The organism is Bacillus cereus G9842, from assembly GCF_000021305.1.
Taxonomy (GTDB): Bacteria; Bacillota; Bacilli; order Bacillales; family Bacillaceae_G; genus Bacillus_A; species Bacillus_A thuringiensis_S.
In genome coordinates this window covers 3,610,910-3,626,550 of record NC_011772.1, presented here as the reverse complement: position 1 = coordinate 3,626,550, position 15,641 = coordinate 3,610,910, and the positions used below count along the sequence as shown (strand labels likewise).

The following is a 15,641-nucleotide window of genomic DNA, read 5'->3' as shown; positions in this document are numbered from 1 at the left end:
AATAAATAATACTAAGTGGTATATTATGGATAAATCAGGTACCGTGTATTGAACAGTACTGAGATAGGGAAGGAGGATGGCACTTGAACGTTCAGTTTAAAAAAGGTGTGCTTGAACTTTGTGTATTAGCACTTGTAAAACGTAAAGATAGTTACGGTTATGAACTTGTTCAGCAAATCTCTAATAAATTTTTAATATCGGAAGGGTCAGTATACCCTTTGTTACGTCGTTTGACGAAAGAAGGGTATTTTCAAACGTATTTAAAGGAATCTACGGAAGGGCCACCTCGTAAATATTATCAATTAACAGAACAAGGGGAGACGCAATTTCATTTGTTAGTAACAGAATGGCGTGATTTTGCGAAAGGGGTACAAGAAATTATTGAAGGGGTGGAATGGGATGAGTAAAGAAGGGTTTCTTAAAGAATTATCAAGTTATCTTAGAAAGTTACCAGAGGAAGAGAGGCAAGATATTTTATTGGATTATGAAGAGCACTTTCAGTTTGGACTAGAAGAGGGGAAAACTGAATCAGAAATAATACAGGGCCTTGGTTCTCCGAAAGTAATCGCAAAAGAATTACTTGCGATGTATCGCTTCGATGAAATGAAAAAAAATCCATCGACTTCAAATGTGACAAGAGCTGTTATGGCAGCGATTGGACTTAGTTTGTTTAATTTTATTATTGTGTTAGGCCCGTTAGTCGCAATTATTGCTTTTATATTTTCTTTTTGGATTGGTGGTATTGCTAGTGTAGTAACACCATTTTTCGTTATTGGAAAAGTATTTATGGGTACTTTTATATGGTTGGATCTTTTCGTTAGTATAACGTTTGTTGGAGTAGGTTTGTTGTTATGTATTATCGCTTTTTATAGTACAAAGTGGTTTAAGAGATTGTGTGTACGATACGTAATATGGAACTTCAAAATGATAAAAGGAGAGTAAATGATGAAAAAACTATTTTTAATCGCTATCGCTTGTATCATTATTGGAGTAATAGGAATTTCCCAAACATATGAAAAAGCAGTACAAACTGCTGAAAAAGGCGATAAAGAAGATGTAATTAAAAACGAAACATTAAAAAATATAGAAGTTAAGTTAGATGCCGGAGATATTGTTATCCAAAAATCTCCTGACTCTTCTTTTTATGTAAAGCAATCAGGAGATGTACGTAAACAAGTGATTCGTATTGCAGAAGATGGTGACACATTAAAAATTATTGGGGAAAGAGAAAAAGGTGCTTCATTTGATTTTTCTTTTTACGATTTTAGGTTCCAAACGTCTAAATTGACTCTCCTTGTGCCCGAACGCTCTTATCAAGATGTAAAAGTAAATTCATCTGCTGGACAAATCGAAATGAGTGATGTGAAAAGTGATAGTGTAAGTGTTAGAACACTTGCTGGAGAAGTAGAGCTGAAACAAGTAACGTCTAAGAATGTGGAGGGATCTACAAAAGCTGGTGAGGTGAACTTTAAAAAAGTAATAGGGAAAGTGACCGCAAAAACAACAAGTGGGGAAATAAATATTCAAGATCATGATTCTAAGTATAATCTAGAAGCAAGTTCAACTGCGGGAGATATAGATATTACTTTATCGGAAAAACCACAAGATGCGGTAATTACTGGGCAAAGTGCTGCCGGAGATGTAACAATTTTTAATGAAGAAAATAATAACGTAACAATTGGAAATGGTAGTAAAAAGATTAGCGGTAAAACGGCTGCTGGAGATGTCACGATTGAAACTCGTTAATAAGAAATAGAGTGCATGGAAATCTATCAAAATACAAAAAGAAGATAATTACCGTATATAAATAAGGTAATTATCTTCTTTTTGTTATTTTTAATGTAAATCACGATATACGCCAATTACTTTCCCGATAACTGACACTTGTTTTAAAATGATAGGTTCTAATGAAGAGTTTTCTGGTTGTAGACGGAAATGGTCTTTTTCTTTATAGAAACGTTTAACAGTTGCTTCGTTATCTTCTGTTAAAGCGACTACAATTTCACCATTATATGCAGACTGTTGTTGGCGAACAACAACTAAATCTCCATCGAAAATACCAGCTTCAATCATACTATCTCCAGAAATACGTAACATGAACACTTGGTCTGCTCCGGAAACAATGCTAGCTGGAAGTGGGAAATGTTCCTCTACGCTTTCGACCGCTGTAATTGGTAAACCAGCAGTAACTTTTCCGACAATTGGAACTTGAATAACAGATTGTGTTTCCGTATCCATTCGGTCTTCGCCTAAAATTTCAATGGCACGTGGTTTTGTTGGATCGCGTCGAATGTATCCTTTTTCTTCTAATCGTGATAAATGTCCGTGCACTGTAGAACTAGAAGCGAGGCCGACTGCTTGACCAATTTCACGTACGGAAGGTGGATATCCTTTTTCTTGTACTTTTAGCTTAATAAAGTCGAGAATGTCTTGCTGGCGTTTCGTTAACTTTTCCATGTTTTCTAACACCTCGTTTTCTTTCATTTTTCTTATTAATAAGTATAACATGTGAAAAAACATTCTACAAACATAAGTTCGAACAAATGGCAGATTTATGTTACACTATAGGGAAATGATAGGGAGAAAGAGGGGTTCAAAATGAATGCAATTATTTATGCACGTGTGAGTACAACGAAAGAAGCGCAAGAAACATCATTATTACGTCAAAAAGATGAATTATTGCATTTAGCTGAGCGCTATCAAATGAATGTTACTAAGGTGATTGAAGAGCAGGCTAGTGGGTATACAATTGAACGTGACGGTATATTAGAGGTGTTAGATACAATTCGGGACGAACAAATTGATGTGTTACTTATACAAGATGAAACGCGCCTTGGTAGAGGGAATGCGAAGATTGCATTAATGCATTGTTTACATAAAGAAGGCATAAAAGTATATACACATACACATAATGGTGAATTACAATTGTCGGATTCTGATTCGATGGTATTAGATATTATTGGTATTGTTGAAGAATATCAAAGGAAGATTCATAACTTGAAAATTAAACGAGGTATGCAACGTGCAGTAGAAAAAGGTTATCGTCCAGAAAATAATTTAAAAAATCGTCATTTAAGTGTAGGAAGAGAGAAAAAAGAAGTGCCAATTGAGGAAATTGTACGTTTGCGAAAAAGTGAACTCACGTTTGAAGAAATTGCAGCAACACTACGTGGATTTGGTCATAATGTTTCAAAGGCGACTGTACATCGTAGATATGTAGAGTATACGAAGCAATTGCTTGATAAAGAAGAGTAACTATTGTATGATAATAATCAGTTTTGATTAGAAGGGGGATTCGAGATGATTAATCACGAACTCGTTGAACGCATTAACTTCTTAGCGAAAAAAGCAAAAGCTGAAGGTTTAACTGAAGAAGAGCAACGTGAGCGTCAATCGCTACGTGAACAATATTTAAAAGGATTTCGTCAAAATATGTTAAACGAACTTAAAGGTATTAAAGTTGTTAACGAAGAAGGTACAGATGTTACACCGACGAAATTAAAAGCTTTAAAAAAGCAAGATAATGCAAAATTAAATTAAAAGATGGGCGAAGCCCATCTTTTTTATTTGTAAAAATCCTTATTTAATAACTTTCCAGTTGTTATTAACGGTTGCTTCTATCGTTCTATGTTCCAATATATAATTAGCGATAAGTTCAGACATATCAGTGGGTATATCTTTTACTATCGGTTTGTTTTGAAACATAAAGAAATTTCCCCCGCCACTTGCACGATAATTATTCATTACAACGTCATATTCGTCATTCATATTAAGAGGAGCACTTTTATGCTGTAAAGATTCTACTCTTTCACCAATTGGTTTTGAAATGTTTAATACATATGAAATCCCTTCCCACATATCATAATTATAATGTTGTGGCTTTGGTTCTATGTAGGTAGGGCTTACGATGATGGATCCATCTGTTTTTAATGTGAAATAAGAAGCAGAGAGTTCAAGAGCATCTTTTATATCTGCTCCAGTTATTCTAATTACTTTTAATGTGTTTGGATAAATATAATTAGAAACGATGTCACGCATTGTTACATGTTCTGGGAAGCCTGGAGATGTATTATGGAACAAACTTGTACAAGAAATTGATACATTAGCTATATCCATCTGTATTTTATTTATGAACTCGATAAAAGGATGATCATGCAAACGAGTTTGCATAGCATCTGAAATTTGCATGTCCCCCTCAATAATTCCAATAGGTTGATCAAGCCACTTTTGTGTTTTCTCTTCGTAATCGGCTACCAATGAAAGTACATCTTGGTCCGCTGCAACCCCTTGTACAGATAATAATTCAGAAGAACTCTCTTTTTTCACCCATTTATGTTTCATTTTTTCGAATGTTACTTTTACTTTTCCAACTGAGTGTCCATTGCATCCGGTCTGTAAAATTGTTACACCGTTAGCCATTGTGTGAGAAATGTCTCGGTGTTGATGACCTGTTAGTAAAAGATCTATGCCTTCAATTTCCTGGCACATTGCATATCCTTGGTTTTCACCTGTTAACACTTCAGTCGGTTCCCCGGTTTGTAAATCACTTTCAAATCCACCGTGATAGGCTACGACTAATAAATCTGGTTTCTCGTGTTCGTGAATATAAGAAACCCATTTTTTTGTAGTCTCTAATGCATCTTCAAATAGTAAATCTTTAATATGATGGGCCTGTTCCCAATTTGGGATGTAATGTGTTGTTACCCCTAAAATAGCAATTTTTATATTTGATTCAATCTGTTTGATTATATAAGGTTTTCCGAAATAGGGTTTCTTTATGTTTTTATCTAAAATGTTTGCTGATAGGTACGGGAAGTTCGCAGTAGTCACAGCATTATTTAATATGTCCATCCCGTAATTAAATTCATGATTGCCGATAACTGCAGCATCATACTGTAGGTAATTCGCTAATAAGGACATTGGGTTTTTTTTGTTTTTTTCGTATGTAACATAATGATAAGTAAATGGTGTTCCTTGAATGAAGTCACCATTATCAATTAAAAGAACGTTTGTATTTTGGGAACGTTCTTTTTTTATAAGAGTAGAAATTTTAGCTAAACCAAGTTCTGCCGGGGAGTTATCTTGGTAGTAAATGGGATAAACAGTGCCATGTATATCGCTTGTTAATAAGATGTTTAAAGTTACAGTTTGATTTTGTTCCAATATGACTCACCTTTTCTATTGTTATCTTCCAATTCATCATATCAAATATGTGAAGTGAATTTTGATGTGAATGTATAGAATGTGTAAAGATTCTGTAAATAACAAATTGTGCATCAAAATATGTGATATATTTCTTCATGTTTACGGAAGCTTATTTCATAACAAGAAAAATGGAGGCATTAATATGTTGAAAAAAGTTTTTGCAATGAGTACAACAGTTGTACTAGCGGCGGGATTATTAAGTGGCTGCGGAGCGAAAGAATCAAGTGCAAGTAAAAATGAAGATACGAAAAAAGGTTATGTACCAAAGACCTTAAATGTTCAATTTGTTCCTTCTCAAAATGCGGATACGCTAGAGGCGAAGGCAAAACCATTGGAAAAGCTATTAAGCGATAAATTAAATATTCCGGTAAAAGTTAGTATTTCAACTAACTACAATACAATTGTAGAAGCGATGGCATCTAAACAAGTAGATGTAGGGTTTTTACCGCCAACAGCGTACGTGTTAGCACATGAAAAGAAGGCTGCTAATGTAATTTTGCAAGCACAACGTTTTGGAGTAGAGGATGAAACAGGAGCTCCTACAAAAGATTTAGTAGACTATTATAAATCTGAGTTTGTTGTTAAAAAAGACTCTAATATAAATAGTGTAAAAGATTTAAAAGGTAAAAAAATTGGTTATCAAGATGTAACATCATCAGCAGGATATGTATGGCCTGCAGCTGTTCTATTAAAAGAGGGAATTGATCCGCTAAAGGATGTGAAACCTGTTACATTAAAAGGCCATGATCAGTCACTTATTGCACTTTTAAATGGTGATGTAGATGCAGCTGTTGTATTCCAAGATGCTCGTAATATTGTAAAAAAAGATTATCCGAATATATTTGATCAAACGAAAATAGTGAAATTTACTGAGAAAATTCCGAACGATACAATTTCTGTACGCTCGGATTTAGATGCAGAGTGGAGTAAGAAATTACAAGATGCTTTCATTGAAATTGGAAAAAATGAGGAAGGCCGTAAAATCATTAAAGAAGTATATTCCCATGAAGGATATATTAAATCTGATGATAGTAAATTTGATATTGTTCGTGAATATGGAAAGACAGTGAAGACGCAATAATACATAGTGAAATGGCGGCTAGCTGGAAGGTGTGAGATTTCAGTTAGTTTGCCGTTTTTTAGTTATTGATAATACATTGAAAGTAGGTAAGATGTGTGATAGAGTTTCGAAATGTTTCCAAAATGTATCCGAATGGCACAAAGGGATTGAATAATATAAATTTAAAGATTCAAAAAGGTGAGTTTATTGTAATGGTCGGATTATCCGGAGCCGGAAAATCTACACTTCTCAGATCCGTAAATCGTCTTCATGAGATTACCGAAGGAGAAATCATTATTGAAGGTGAGTCTATTACTTCTGCGAAAGGAAAAGGATTAAGGCGTATGCGCCGGGATATCGGTATGATCTTCCAAAGTTTTAACCTTGTAAAGCGATCAACAGTATTAAAAAATGTATTAGCTGGTCGTGTTGGATATCATTCCACACTACGTACAACGTTAGGTTTGTTTCCGAAAGAAGATGTGGAGCTCGCATTTCAAGCATTAAAAAGAGTGAATATTTTAGAAAAAGCATATGCACGTGCTGATGAATTATCAGGAGGACAACAGCAACGTGTATCGATAGCTAGAGCATTGGCGCAAGAAGCAAAAATCATATTGGCAGATGAGCCTGTTGCATCGTTAGATCCACTTACGACAAAGCAAGTGCTAGATGATTTGAAAAAAATTAATGAAGATTTTGGAATCACGACAATTGTAAATTTACATTCTATTGATTTGGCTAGACAATATGCGACACGCATTATCGGATTACATGCAGGTGAAATTGTTTTTGACGGTTTAGTAGAAGAAGCAACGGATGAAAAATTTGCTGAAATTTATGGGGACGTTGCTCAGAAAAGCGAATTATTAGAGGTGGCAGTAAAATGAATGACATGACGATATATTCAAATGAAATACCGAAGCCGCCGAGTAAATTGAAACATATGTTAACGTTTATTTTAGTTATTTTAATGCTGTGGAGTAGTAGTGTACAAGTAGATGCATCATTTTCAAAACTGGTAGACGGTTTTCCAAATATGGTAGATCTATTGAAAGAAATGGTGCCACCTGATTGGAGTTATTTTCAAGTTATTACAACAGCGATGTTAGATACAATACGTATGGCGATTATTGGGACGACCTTAGGAGCGATTTTAGCTATTCCACTTGCATTGTTTGCAGCAAGTAATGTGTTTACTAACACATTTTTATATAGTCCAGCTCGAATGATTTTAAATTTTATACGAACGATACCAGATTTATTATTGGCGGCTATTTTCGTAGCGATTTTTGGAATTGGGCCACTTCCAGGTATTTTGGCTCTTACTTTTTTTTCAATTGGACTTGTAGCGAAATTGTTGTATGAATCAATTGAATCAATTGACCCTAGCCCACTAGAAGCGATGACAGCTGTAGGGGCTACTAAGGTGCAATGGATTGTTTATGGAGTCATTCCACAAGTAAAAGCACACTTTGTTTCCTATGTACTATATACATTTGAGGTGAATGTACGTGCAGCGGCTGTCCTAGGTTTAGTAGGAGCAGGTGGTATTGGACTATATTATGATCGTACACTTGGATTTTTACAATATCAACAAACTGCTTCTATAATTATTTATACCCTTATTGTTGTTTTGTTAATTGACTACATTAGTACATTGTTGCGGGAGAAACTATAATGAATAGAACGACGATGATTGTGCCAAAACCGAAGAAACTGAGTGTATATCGCTGGGTTATTTTTATAGCAATTACATTTGTTTATGTTTGGGCCTTTTCAGGAGTACCATTAGAAGGGATAAAGGACACAGCAGGTGAAATCACGAAAGCAATTATGACAGGGGTATTGAATCCAGACTGGTCGTATGTATCTTTGCCAGATGGTGAAGATTTATTGCATGGATTAATTGATACGTTGGCAATTGCGATATTAGGTACATTTATTTCTGCATTTTTATCTGTTCCGTTTGCCTTTTGGGCGGCAACGAATATGAGTAGTGGAAAATTAACTTCAGGATCTGGAAAATTTGTACTTAGTTTTGTTCGTACGTTTCCTGAATTAGTTATGGCTCTTTTATTTATAAAAGCTGTTGGTCCAGGCTCTTTTGCAGGAGTATTAGCCTTAGGATTACATTCTATTGGAATGTTAGGAAAACTATATTCAGAAGGAATTGAAAACATAGATAAAGGACCGACGGAAGCGTTACTAGCAACAGGAGCAAACCGTTTTCAAATACTTTGGTATGCAGTGTTACCACAAGTGTTACCAGACTTTCTATCGTATACGTTATACAGATTTGAAATTAATGTACGATCCGCTGCGATTTTAGGGGTTATCGGAGCAGGAGGGATTGGTACACCTTTAATTTTTGCGCTGAGTTCACGGAATTGGTCTCGTGTTGGGATTATTTTATTAGGTATTATTTTAATGGTAATTATAATTGATTTGATTTCAAGTTCGATTCGCAAACGGATTGTTTAACTTATTTGAAAAGCATCGAAGTTAGATGCTTTTTATATTTTTAAAAACGTATTTAAAAACGTAAGTATAGAAGAAATTTGTATAAATATACAGATAATTCTCTTTCTTTTTAAAATAAAAATAATGAAAAAGTATGTCATATTGAATGCCCATACATTCCCGGAAACATTGATTTTTTTATAAAAAATCAAAAAAATATCAACATATTTGTCGATACATGTTGTATAATCTTGCGTGGGAAGCTATCATATAAATGTATAAAACGTTTACTAATATAAGCGAAGGGAAGAATAGCATGTCACATTCAATCGAACAACTTTCTATCAACACGATTCGCACATTATCCATCGATGCGATTGAAAAAGCAAACTCTGGTCACCCAGGAATGCCAATGGGTGCAGCACCAATGGCTTATACATTATGGACTCAATTTATGAAACACAATCCAAATAACCCAACGTGGTTTAACCGTGATCGTTTCGTATTATCTGCAGGTCATGGTTCAATGTTATTATACAGCCTACTTCATCTATCTGGTTATGATGTAACAATGGATGACTTAAAGAACTTCCGTCAATGGGGAAGCAAAACTCCAGGACATCCTGAGTACGGTCATACAGCTGGTGTAGATGCAACGACTGGTCCACTTGGACAAGGTATTGCAACTGCTGTAGGTATGGCAATGGCTGAAAGACATTTAGCTGCTAAATATAACCGTGATGCGTATAATGTAGTAGATCATTATACATACGCTATTTGTGGTGATGGAGATTTAATGGAGGGCGTTTCTGCTGAAGCATCTTCATTAGCTGCTCATTTACAATTAGGTCGTCTTGTTGTGCTTTATGATTCAAACGATATTTCATTAGATGGCGATTTAAATCGTTCATTCTCTGAAAGTGTAGAAGATCGTTACAAAGCATACGGATGGCAAGTGATCCGTGTTGAGGATGGAAATGATATTGAAGCAATCGCGAAAGCAATTGAAGAAGCGAAAGCTGACGAAAAACGCCCAACGCTAATTGAAGTAAGAACGACAATTGGTTTCGGTTCTCCAAACAAATCAGGAAAATCAGCTTCACATGGTTCTCCACTTGGTGTAGAAGAAACAAAATTAACGAAAGAAGCATATGCTTGGACTGCTGAACAAGACTTCCACGTAGCAGAAGAGGTATACGACAACTTCCGTAAAACAGTACAAGATGTTGGTGAAACTACGCAAGCAGAGTGGAACACTATGCTAGGTGAATATGCGCAAGCATACCCAGAATTAGCAAACGAATTCCAAGCAGCAATGAACGGTCAACTTCCAGAAGGTTGGGAGCAAAACTTACCAACTTATGAATTAGGATCAAAAGCAGCAACTCGTAATTCTTCTGGTGCTGTAATTAATGCAATTGCAGAGTCTGTACCATCATTCTTCGGTGGATCTGCTGACCTTGCTGGTTCTAACAAAACATACATGAATAACGAAAAAGACTTTACAAGAGACGATTACAGCGGTAAAAACATTTGGTACGGTGTACGTGAGTTCGCAATGGGTGCAGCAATGAACGGTATTGCATTACATGGCGGTTTAAAAACTTACGGTGGTACGTTCTTCGTATTCTCTGATTACTTACGTCCAGCAATTCGCCTTGCAGCATTAATGCAATTGCCAGTAACGTATGTATTCACACATGACAGTATCGCTGTTGGTGAAGATGGTCCAACACATGAACCAGTCGAACAATTAGCAGCGCTTCGTGCAATGCCGAACGTTTCTGTTATCCGTCCAGCTGATGGTAACGAATCTGTTGCAGCTTGGAGACTGGCTTTAGAATCTACAAACAAACCAACTGCTTTAGTATTAACTCGTCAAGACCTTCCAACATTAGAAGGTGCAAAAGATGATACGTATGAAAAAGTAGCAAAAGGTGCATATGTAGTTTCTGCAAGCAAGAAAGAAACGGCTGATGTTATCTTACTTGCAACTGGGTCTGAAGTAAGCCTAGCTGTTGAAGCTCAAAAAGCATTAGCAGCGGACGGCGTTGACGCAGCTGTTGTCAGCATGCCATCTATGGATCGTTTTGAAGCTCAACCTGCAGAGTACAAAGAATCTGTATTACCAAAAGCAGTAACAAAACGTTTCGCAATCGAAATGGGTGCTACATTCGGATGGCACCGTTACGTAGGTCTTGAAGGAGATGTGTTAGGTATCGATACATTCGGTGCTTCTGCTCCTGGTGAGAAGATTATGGAAGAGTATGGATTTACTGTAGAGAACGTTGTTCGTAAAGTAAAAGAAATGCTTTAATGATTTCAGAAAAATCTCTCCGGCATGGAGAGATTTTTCTATGTAAATGAGTTTTTTCGACAGAAAAAGTTTTTTATCTCTCCGCAGTCAGACAATCATTGCAAATTTTCTTATATATAATGAAGGGAAAAGGTTGTCCAGATTGGGAGGGGAAAAATGAAAACGTATGAATTGTATTTAATTCAAGAGGATATTGCGAAATCTTATTTTGGTCGTGAATATTTGTTTTTTGATTTATTTGCTCGATTTTCAGAATCTGGGTCCCTTTCGGAGAAAAAAGTGTTATATAAACAAATGATGTATATAACGAAACCATTGCAAGTAATGAAAATTCATCATAAATTAGAACAAGCTTTGCGCGTTCTTGGTAAATATGATAGAACACATCATACACATACACTTTATACGGGAGCGGAGTACGGTGAAATAATGGTGAAACCGCACTATATTCGTATGAATACCTCTGGAAATGTCTCTATGGAAACGACTTTCTTTGAGGTGTTAAGAAAGTGTGAATTAACATTTTTAGCTATGGATTATGAAAATACAAAGTACGGATGGCTGAATCCTCTAAAACAAGTACGAACATATGTGTAAAAAATGTCGAATTGTATCTTGTCTTATTGAAAAGGTTTTAGTACACTGTAAGGTAGACAACATGAAGGAGGAAAATATATGCCAATTTGGTTAGGTATTCTAGTGGGCGTAGTAGCACTAGTAGCAGGCGTGGCGTTAGGATTTTTCATTGCCCGCAAATACATGATGAATTACTTACAAAAAAATCCACCAATTAACGAACAAATGTTAAAAATGATGATGATGCAAATGGGACAAAAACCTTCCCAAAAGAAAATCAATCAAATGATGAGCGCGATGAACAAGCAACAAATGAAATAAGCGCTAAAAGACACTCACTAAGAGTGTCTTTCTTTTTGTTAGTTACAGTTTTTAAAACTTTTAAAAATTCTGTATTTTTGGTAAACTGAAAACATCGCTCATTTTAAGGGAGGAGGAAAAAAATGAAAGTGTTTATGAATTTAGCGTGGTTTTTTAAACAAGAAAAACGAGCGTACATAACCGGAATTATTTTATTATTTGGCGTTGCACTTTTAGAGCTCGTAGCACCAAAAGTAATTGGAATCGTTGTAGATGAAATTAATGATGAAACATTGACGACCGATAAGTTACTAAAATGGGTTGTACTATTAGTAATTGTAGGTATTACGATGTACATATTGCGTTACATATGGCGTATTATGATTTTCGGGTCTTCGTTAAAATTAGCTCGCCAATTACGAAAAAATTTATATGAACATTTTACAAAGATGAGTCCATCTTTCTATCAGTCAAATCGAACAGGTGATTTAATGGCACATGCGACTAATGATATTCAAGCAATCCAGCAAACTGCTGGAGCGGGTGTTTTAACGCTTGTTGATTCATTAGCTGTTGGGGGATGTGTACTCGTAGCGATGGGTTTTACAATTAGTTGGAAGTTAACATTGTTAAGTTTAATTCCGATGCCGATTGTAGCCATTTCGACAAATTATTATGGAACGTTATTACATAAAAGGTTTCATAAAGCACAGCAATCGTTTTCGGAAATTAATGATAAAGTGCAAGAGAGTATGAGTGGAATGAAAGTGATTCGATCGCTTGGACAAGAGAAAGAAGATTTGCAGGCGTTTCGAAAAAAATCAGAAGATGTTGTGCATAAAAATGTGTTAGTTGCACGTATTGATTCGTTATTTGATCCGACAATCGCTCTTATCGTTGGATTTTCTTTTTTAATTGCAGTATGTTACGGATCGGTATTAGTTGTAAGAGGTGAATTAACAGTAGGTGATCTCGTTACATTTACGACATATTTAGGTACCCTCGTTTGGCCAATGTTAGCGTTTGGATGGTTGTTCAATATTATGGAGCGTGGACGTGCTTCATATGACCGTGTAGAAAAAATTCTTTCACAAAAATCAGATGTAGTAAATAGAGAAAATGCTGTACATACGATAGCGAGCGGTAATGTTTCATTTACCATTGATTCATTTTCGTATAAGAAAAATGAACTGTTACATTTAAACGATATTCACTTTGATTTGAAGAAGGGCGAAACGCTAGGAGTTGTAGGACGTACAGGTGCAGGGAAAACGACTTTATTAAAATGTTTAATCCGTGAGTATGATCATTTTAATGGTGAATTAAAAGTTGGGGAGCGAGATATTCGAGATTTAACACTTCATGGTGTCCGTTCTGCCATTTCATATGTGCCGCAAGATCATTTTTTATTTTCAGCAAGTATTGGTGAGAATATTGCCTTTGGAAAGGCGGATGCTACATATAATGAAATTACCCAAGCTGCAGAGATTGCTTGTATTCATAATGATATCCTCCAATTTTCAGAAGGATATGAAACAGTAGTAGGGGAAAGAGGCGTTTCGTTATCTGGTGGTCAAAAACAGCGAATCTCTATTGCTCGTGCTTTATTAACAAATGCTGAAATTTTAATTTTGGATGATTGTTTATCAGCGGTAGATGCAAAAACAGAAGAGACAATTTTAAGTGCCTTAAAGAGGGAAAGAGCAGGGAAAACGACGATTATTACTGCACACCGATTAAGTGCAATTCAGCATGCTAATCTTATTCTTGTTGTTGATGAAGGTAGAATTGTACAAAGAGGTACACATGAGGAATTAATGAAGGAAAACGGCTGGTATAAGGAAATGTATGAAAGCCAGCAATTAGAAGCTTTAGTCGAGAAAGGAGGCGTATGATGGTAGAGAAGAAGCGAAGTGATTTAAGTAGATTGCTTTCTTATATGAAGCCATATAAAGGGTTGCTATCTTTAGCATTTATCTTTTTAGTTGGTGCGACAGTAACGGAAATGATGGGGCCTTTTTTAATTAAACAATTCCTTGATGAACACCTAGTACCGCGGGATTTTGAACGATCAGCACTCGTTACTTTATTTGTAATTTACATAGTTGCTCATTTATTAAAAGTATTATTTACGTATTTAAATCTATTGTACTTTCAGAACATTGCTTTTAAGATTGTTCAAGATATGCGAGTTGAAGTATATGAACATGTTCAAAAGCTGTCATTAAGTTTCTTTGATCGTACGCCAATTGGTACGCTCGTATCTCGTATAACGAATGATACGGAAGCGATTAAAGATTTTTATGTCAGTGTATTATCAACATTTGTGAAAAATGTAGTCTTTTTAGTAGGTATTTTAATAGCGATGTTTTTATTAGATGTAAAATTAGCGTTATTTTCTCTCATATTAATTCCGATAATGTTCGCGATTATGGTATTATATCGCCGGAAAAGTGCAGCTTTTTATTTAGAAGTACGTAATCAACTAAGCGTGTTAAATGCAAAATTGAACGAGTCCATACAAGGAATGAATATTGTTCAAGTGTTCAGACAAGAAAAACGTATGAGAAAAGAGTTTGAAGAAGTGAATAATAAACATTATAGTGCAGGGCGACGTACTTTGAAGTTAGACGCATTACTTTTACGACCAGCTACGGATTTAGTACATATTGTAGCTATTGCGTTAGTACTAGGTTTATTTGGGATTGATGCTTTAAAGAGCCCTGTTGAAGTAGGAGTTTTATATGCTTTTGTTAACTATATACATCGTTTCTTCCAACCTGTAAATGAGATGATGATGAAATTGTCCTTTTTCCAACAGGCACTTGTTTCGTCATCACGTGTATTTCATTTAATGGACGAGAAAGATTTAGCACCGGTTCAAAAAGGCAATGAGAATCCTCAAGTTGTCGATGGAGATATTGAATTTAAAAATGTTACTTTTTCATATGATGGAAAGCGTGACGTTTTAAAAAATGTATCATTTCACGTGAAACAAGGGCAAACGGTTGCTTTTGTTGGGCATACTGGTAGCGGAAAAAGTACGATTATGAATTTGTTAATGCGATTTTATAATATTAAGTCGGGAAATATTGTAATAGACTGTGTAGATTTAGAAAAATTTGAAGAACGAGAAATTAGAAAGAAAATAGGACTCGTATTGCAAGATGCATTTTTATTTGCTGGAAATGTAAAGCAAAATATTCGTATGTATAATGAAGAAATTACGGATGAAGAAGTAAAAGAAGCTGCTCGATTTGTGCAAGCGAATACGTTTATTGAAAAGTTACCAGAGCAGTATGAAACAGAAGTAGTAGAAAGAGGTGCAGCATTTTCAAGCGGTCAACGACAATTAATTGCTTTTGCTAGAACGATAGCAACGAATCCGAAAGTATTAGTATTAGATGAAGCAACAGCTAATATCGATACAGAAACAGAAGAGGCTATTCAAACAGCGTTGCAACAAATGCGAAAAGGTAGAACGACGATAGCCATTGCGCATAGGTTATCTACAATTCAAGATGCAGATCAAATTTTTGTGATGCATGATGGAGAGATAGTAGAAAGAGGAACACATCAAGAATTACTAAGTGAGCAAGGTTTGTATTATAATATGTACTTGTTACAAAATAAAGGGAGTTTGCAAAAGGCCTTGTAAATACAAGGTCTTTTTTATTTTGTATACAAAATATATTTACTCTTTGTTTCTATAGCATAAAT

General features: G+C 35.4%; 16 protein-coding genes. 14 read left to right on the top strand and 2 right to left on the bottom strand.

Annotation, left to right across the window (positions count from 1 at the left end):
- The first annotated feature begins 83 nt into the window (after positions 1-83).
- The 3 genes from BCG9842_RS18100 to BCG9842_RS18090 are packed head-to-tail and all read left to right on the top strand — an operon-like array spanning position 84 to position 1,746.
- Positions 84-407, top strand: coding sequence for a PadR family transcriptional regulator (locus BCG9842_RS18100; protein WP_001102628.1), 324 nt, complete (start codon positions 84-86; stop codon positions 405-407).
- Entirely contained in the window at positions 400-942 is a 543-nt protein-coding gene (locus BCG9842_RS18095; RefSeq protein WP_000031383.1) for a DUF1700 domain-containing protein, read from the top strand. The genes BCG9842_RS18100 and BCG9842_RS18095 overlap by 8 nt, the downstream gene beginning before the upstream one ends.
- Positions 943-1,746, top strand: a complete 804-nt coding sequence (locus BCG9842_RS18090) for a DUF4097 family beta strand repeat-containing protein (protein WP_000976234.1) — start codon at positions 943-945, stop codon at positions 1,744-1,746.
- Positions 1,747-1,836: 90 nt separating this feature from the next.
- Here the strand turns inward: BCG9842_RS18090 and lexA are convergent, their stop codons facing one another.
- Positions 1,837-2,457, bottom strand: a complete 621-nt coding sequence (gene lexA / locus BCG9842_RS18085; RefSeq protein ID WP_000413739.1) for a transcriptional repressor LexA — start codon at positions 2,455-2,457, stop codon at positions 1,837-1,839.
- 141 nt (positions 2,458-2,598) lie between these two features.
- On the opposite strand from lexA, the gene BCG9842_RS18080 reads away from it, so the two are divergent.
- Together BCG9842_RS18080 and BCG9842_RS18075 are read left to right on the top strand one after the other, a co-directional pair.
- Positions 2,599-3,255: a YneB family resolvase-like protein gene (locus BCG9842_RS18080; protein ID WP_000991471.1), complete on the top strand. Its 657-nt coding sequence runs from the start codon at positions 2,599-2,601 to the stop codon at positions 3,253-3,255.
- Between the two features lie 45 nt (positions 3,256-3,300).
- Complete coding sequence (locus BCG9842_RS18075; protein WP_000607015.1) at positions 3,301-3,540, top strand: DUF896 domain-containing protein; 240 nt, start codon at positions 3,301-3,303, stop codon at positions 3,538-3,540.
- A gap of 39 nt (positions 3,541-3,579) precedes the next feature.
- On the opposite strand, the gene BCG9842_RS18070 is transcribed toward BCG9842_RS18075, so the two are convergent.
- Entirely contained in the window at positions 3,580-5,163 is a 1,584-nt protein-coding gene (locus tag BCG9842_RS18070) for a bifunctional metallophosphatase/5'-nucleotidase (RefSeq protein ID WP_000437463.1), read from the bottom strand.
- A gap of 184 nt (positions 5,164-5,347) precedes the next feature.
- On the opposite strand from BCG9842_RS18070, the gene BCG9842_RS18065 reads away from it, so the two are divergent.
- From BCG9842_RS18065 to BCG9842_RS18025, 9 genes are all read left to right on the top strand, one after another.
- A complete protein-coding gene (locus tag BCG9842_RS18065) occupies positions 5,348-6,286 on the top strand; it encodes a phosphate/phosphite/phosphonate ABC transporter substrate-binding protein (protein ID WP_000915042.1) in 939 nt (312 codons plus the stop codon).
- Positions 6,287-6,381: 95 nt separating this feature from the next.
- Positions 6,382-7,155 (top strand): phosphonate ABC transporter ATP-binding protein, encoded by a 774-nt coding sequence (gene phnC / locus BCG9842_RS18060; protein ID WP_000569232.1) that lies wholly within the window; start codon positions 6,382-6,384, stop codon positions 7,153-7,155.
- Positions 7,152-7,946, top strand: coding sequence for a phosphonate ABC transporter, permease protein PhnE (phnE, locus tag BCG9842_RS18055; RefSeq protein WP_000999244.1), 795 nt, complete (start codon positions 7,152-7,154; stop codon positions 7,944-7,946). The genes phnC and phnE (BCG9842_RS18055) overlap by 4 nt, the downstream gene beginning before the upstream one ends.
- On the top strand, positions 7,946-8,749 hold the full coding sequence (gene phnE, locus BCG9842_RS18050) for a phosphonate ABC transporter, permease protein PhnE (protein ID WP_001082385.1): 804 nt from the start codon (positions 7,946-7,948) through the stop codon (positions 8,747-8,749). The genes phnE (BCG9842_RS18055) and phnE (BCG9842_RS18050) overlap by 1 nt, the downstream gene beginning before the upstream one ends.
- A gap of 295 nt (positions 8,750-9,044) precedes the next feature.
- On the top strand, positions 9,045-11,045 hold the full coding sequence (gene tkt / locus BCG9842_RS18045; RefSeq protein WP_000019774.1) for a transketolase: 2,001 nt from the start codon (positions 9,045-9,047) through the stop codon (positions 11,043-11,045).
- Between the two features lie 156 nt (positions 11,046-11,201).
- Positions 11,202-11,642, top strand: a complete 441-nt coding sequence (gene sirA / locus BCG9842_RS18040; RefSeq protein ID WP_000860652.1) for a sporulation inhibitor of replication protein SirA — start codon at positions 11,202-11,204, stop codon at positions 11,640-11,642.
- A gap of 78 nt (positions 11,643-11,720) precedes the next feature.
- The gene (locus tag BCG9842_RS18035) at positions 11,721-11,942 is read left to right on the top strand and encodes a YneF family protein (protein WP_001123317.1); all 222 of its coding nucleotides are present in this window, start codon (positions 11,721-11,723) and stop codon (positions 11,940-11,942) included.
- A 122-nt stretch (positions 11,943-12,064) separates the two neighbouring features.
- Positions 12,065-13,816, top strand: a complete 1,752-nt coding sequence (locus BCG9842_RS18030; RefSeq protein WP_000862448.1) for an ABC transporter ATP-binding protein — start codon at positions 12,065-12,067, stop codon at positions 13,814-13,816.
- Complete coding sequence (locus BCG9842_RS18025; RefSeq protein ID WP_000229515.1) at positions 13,816-15,579, top strand: ABC transporter ATP-binding protein; 1,764 nt, start codon at positions 13,816-13,818, stop codon at positions 15,577-15,579. Before BCG9842_RS18030 ends, BCG9842_RS18025 begins: the two co-directional genes overlap by 1 nt.
- Positions 15,580-15,641: the final 62 nt, after the last annotated feature.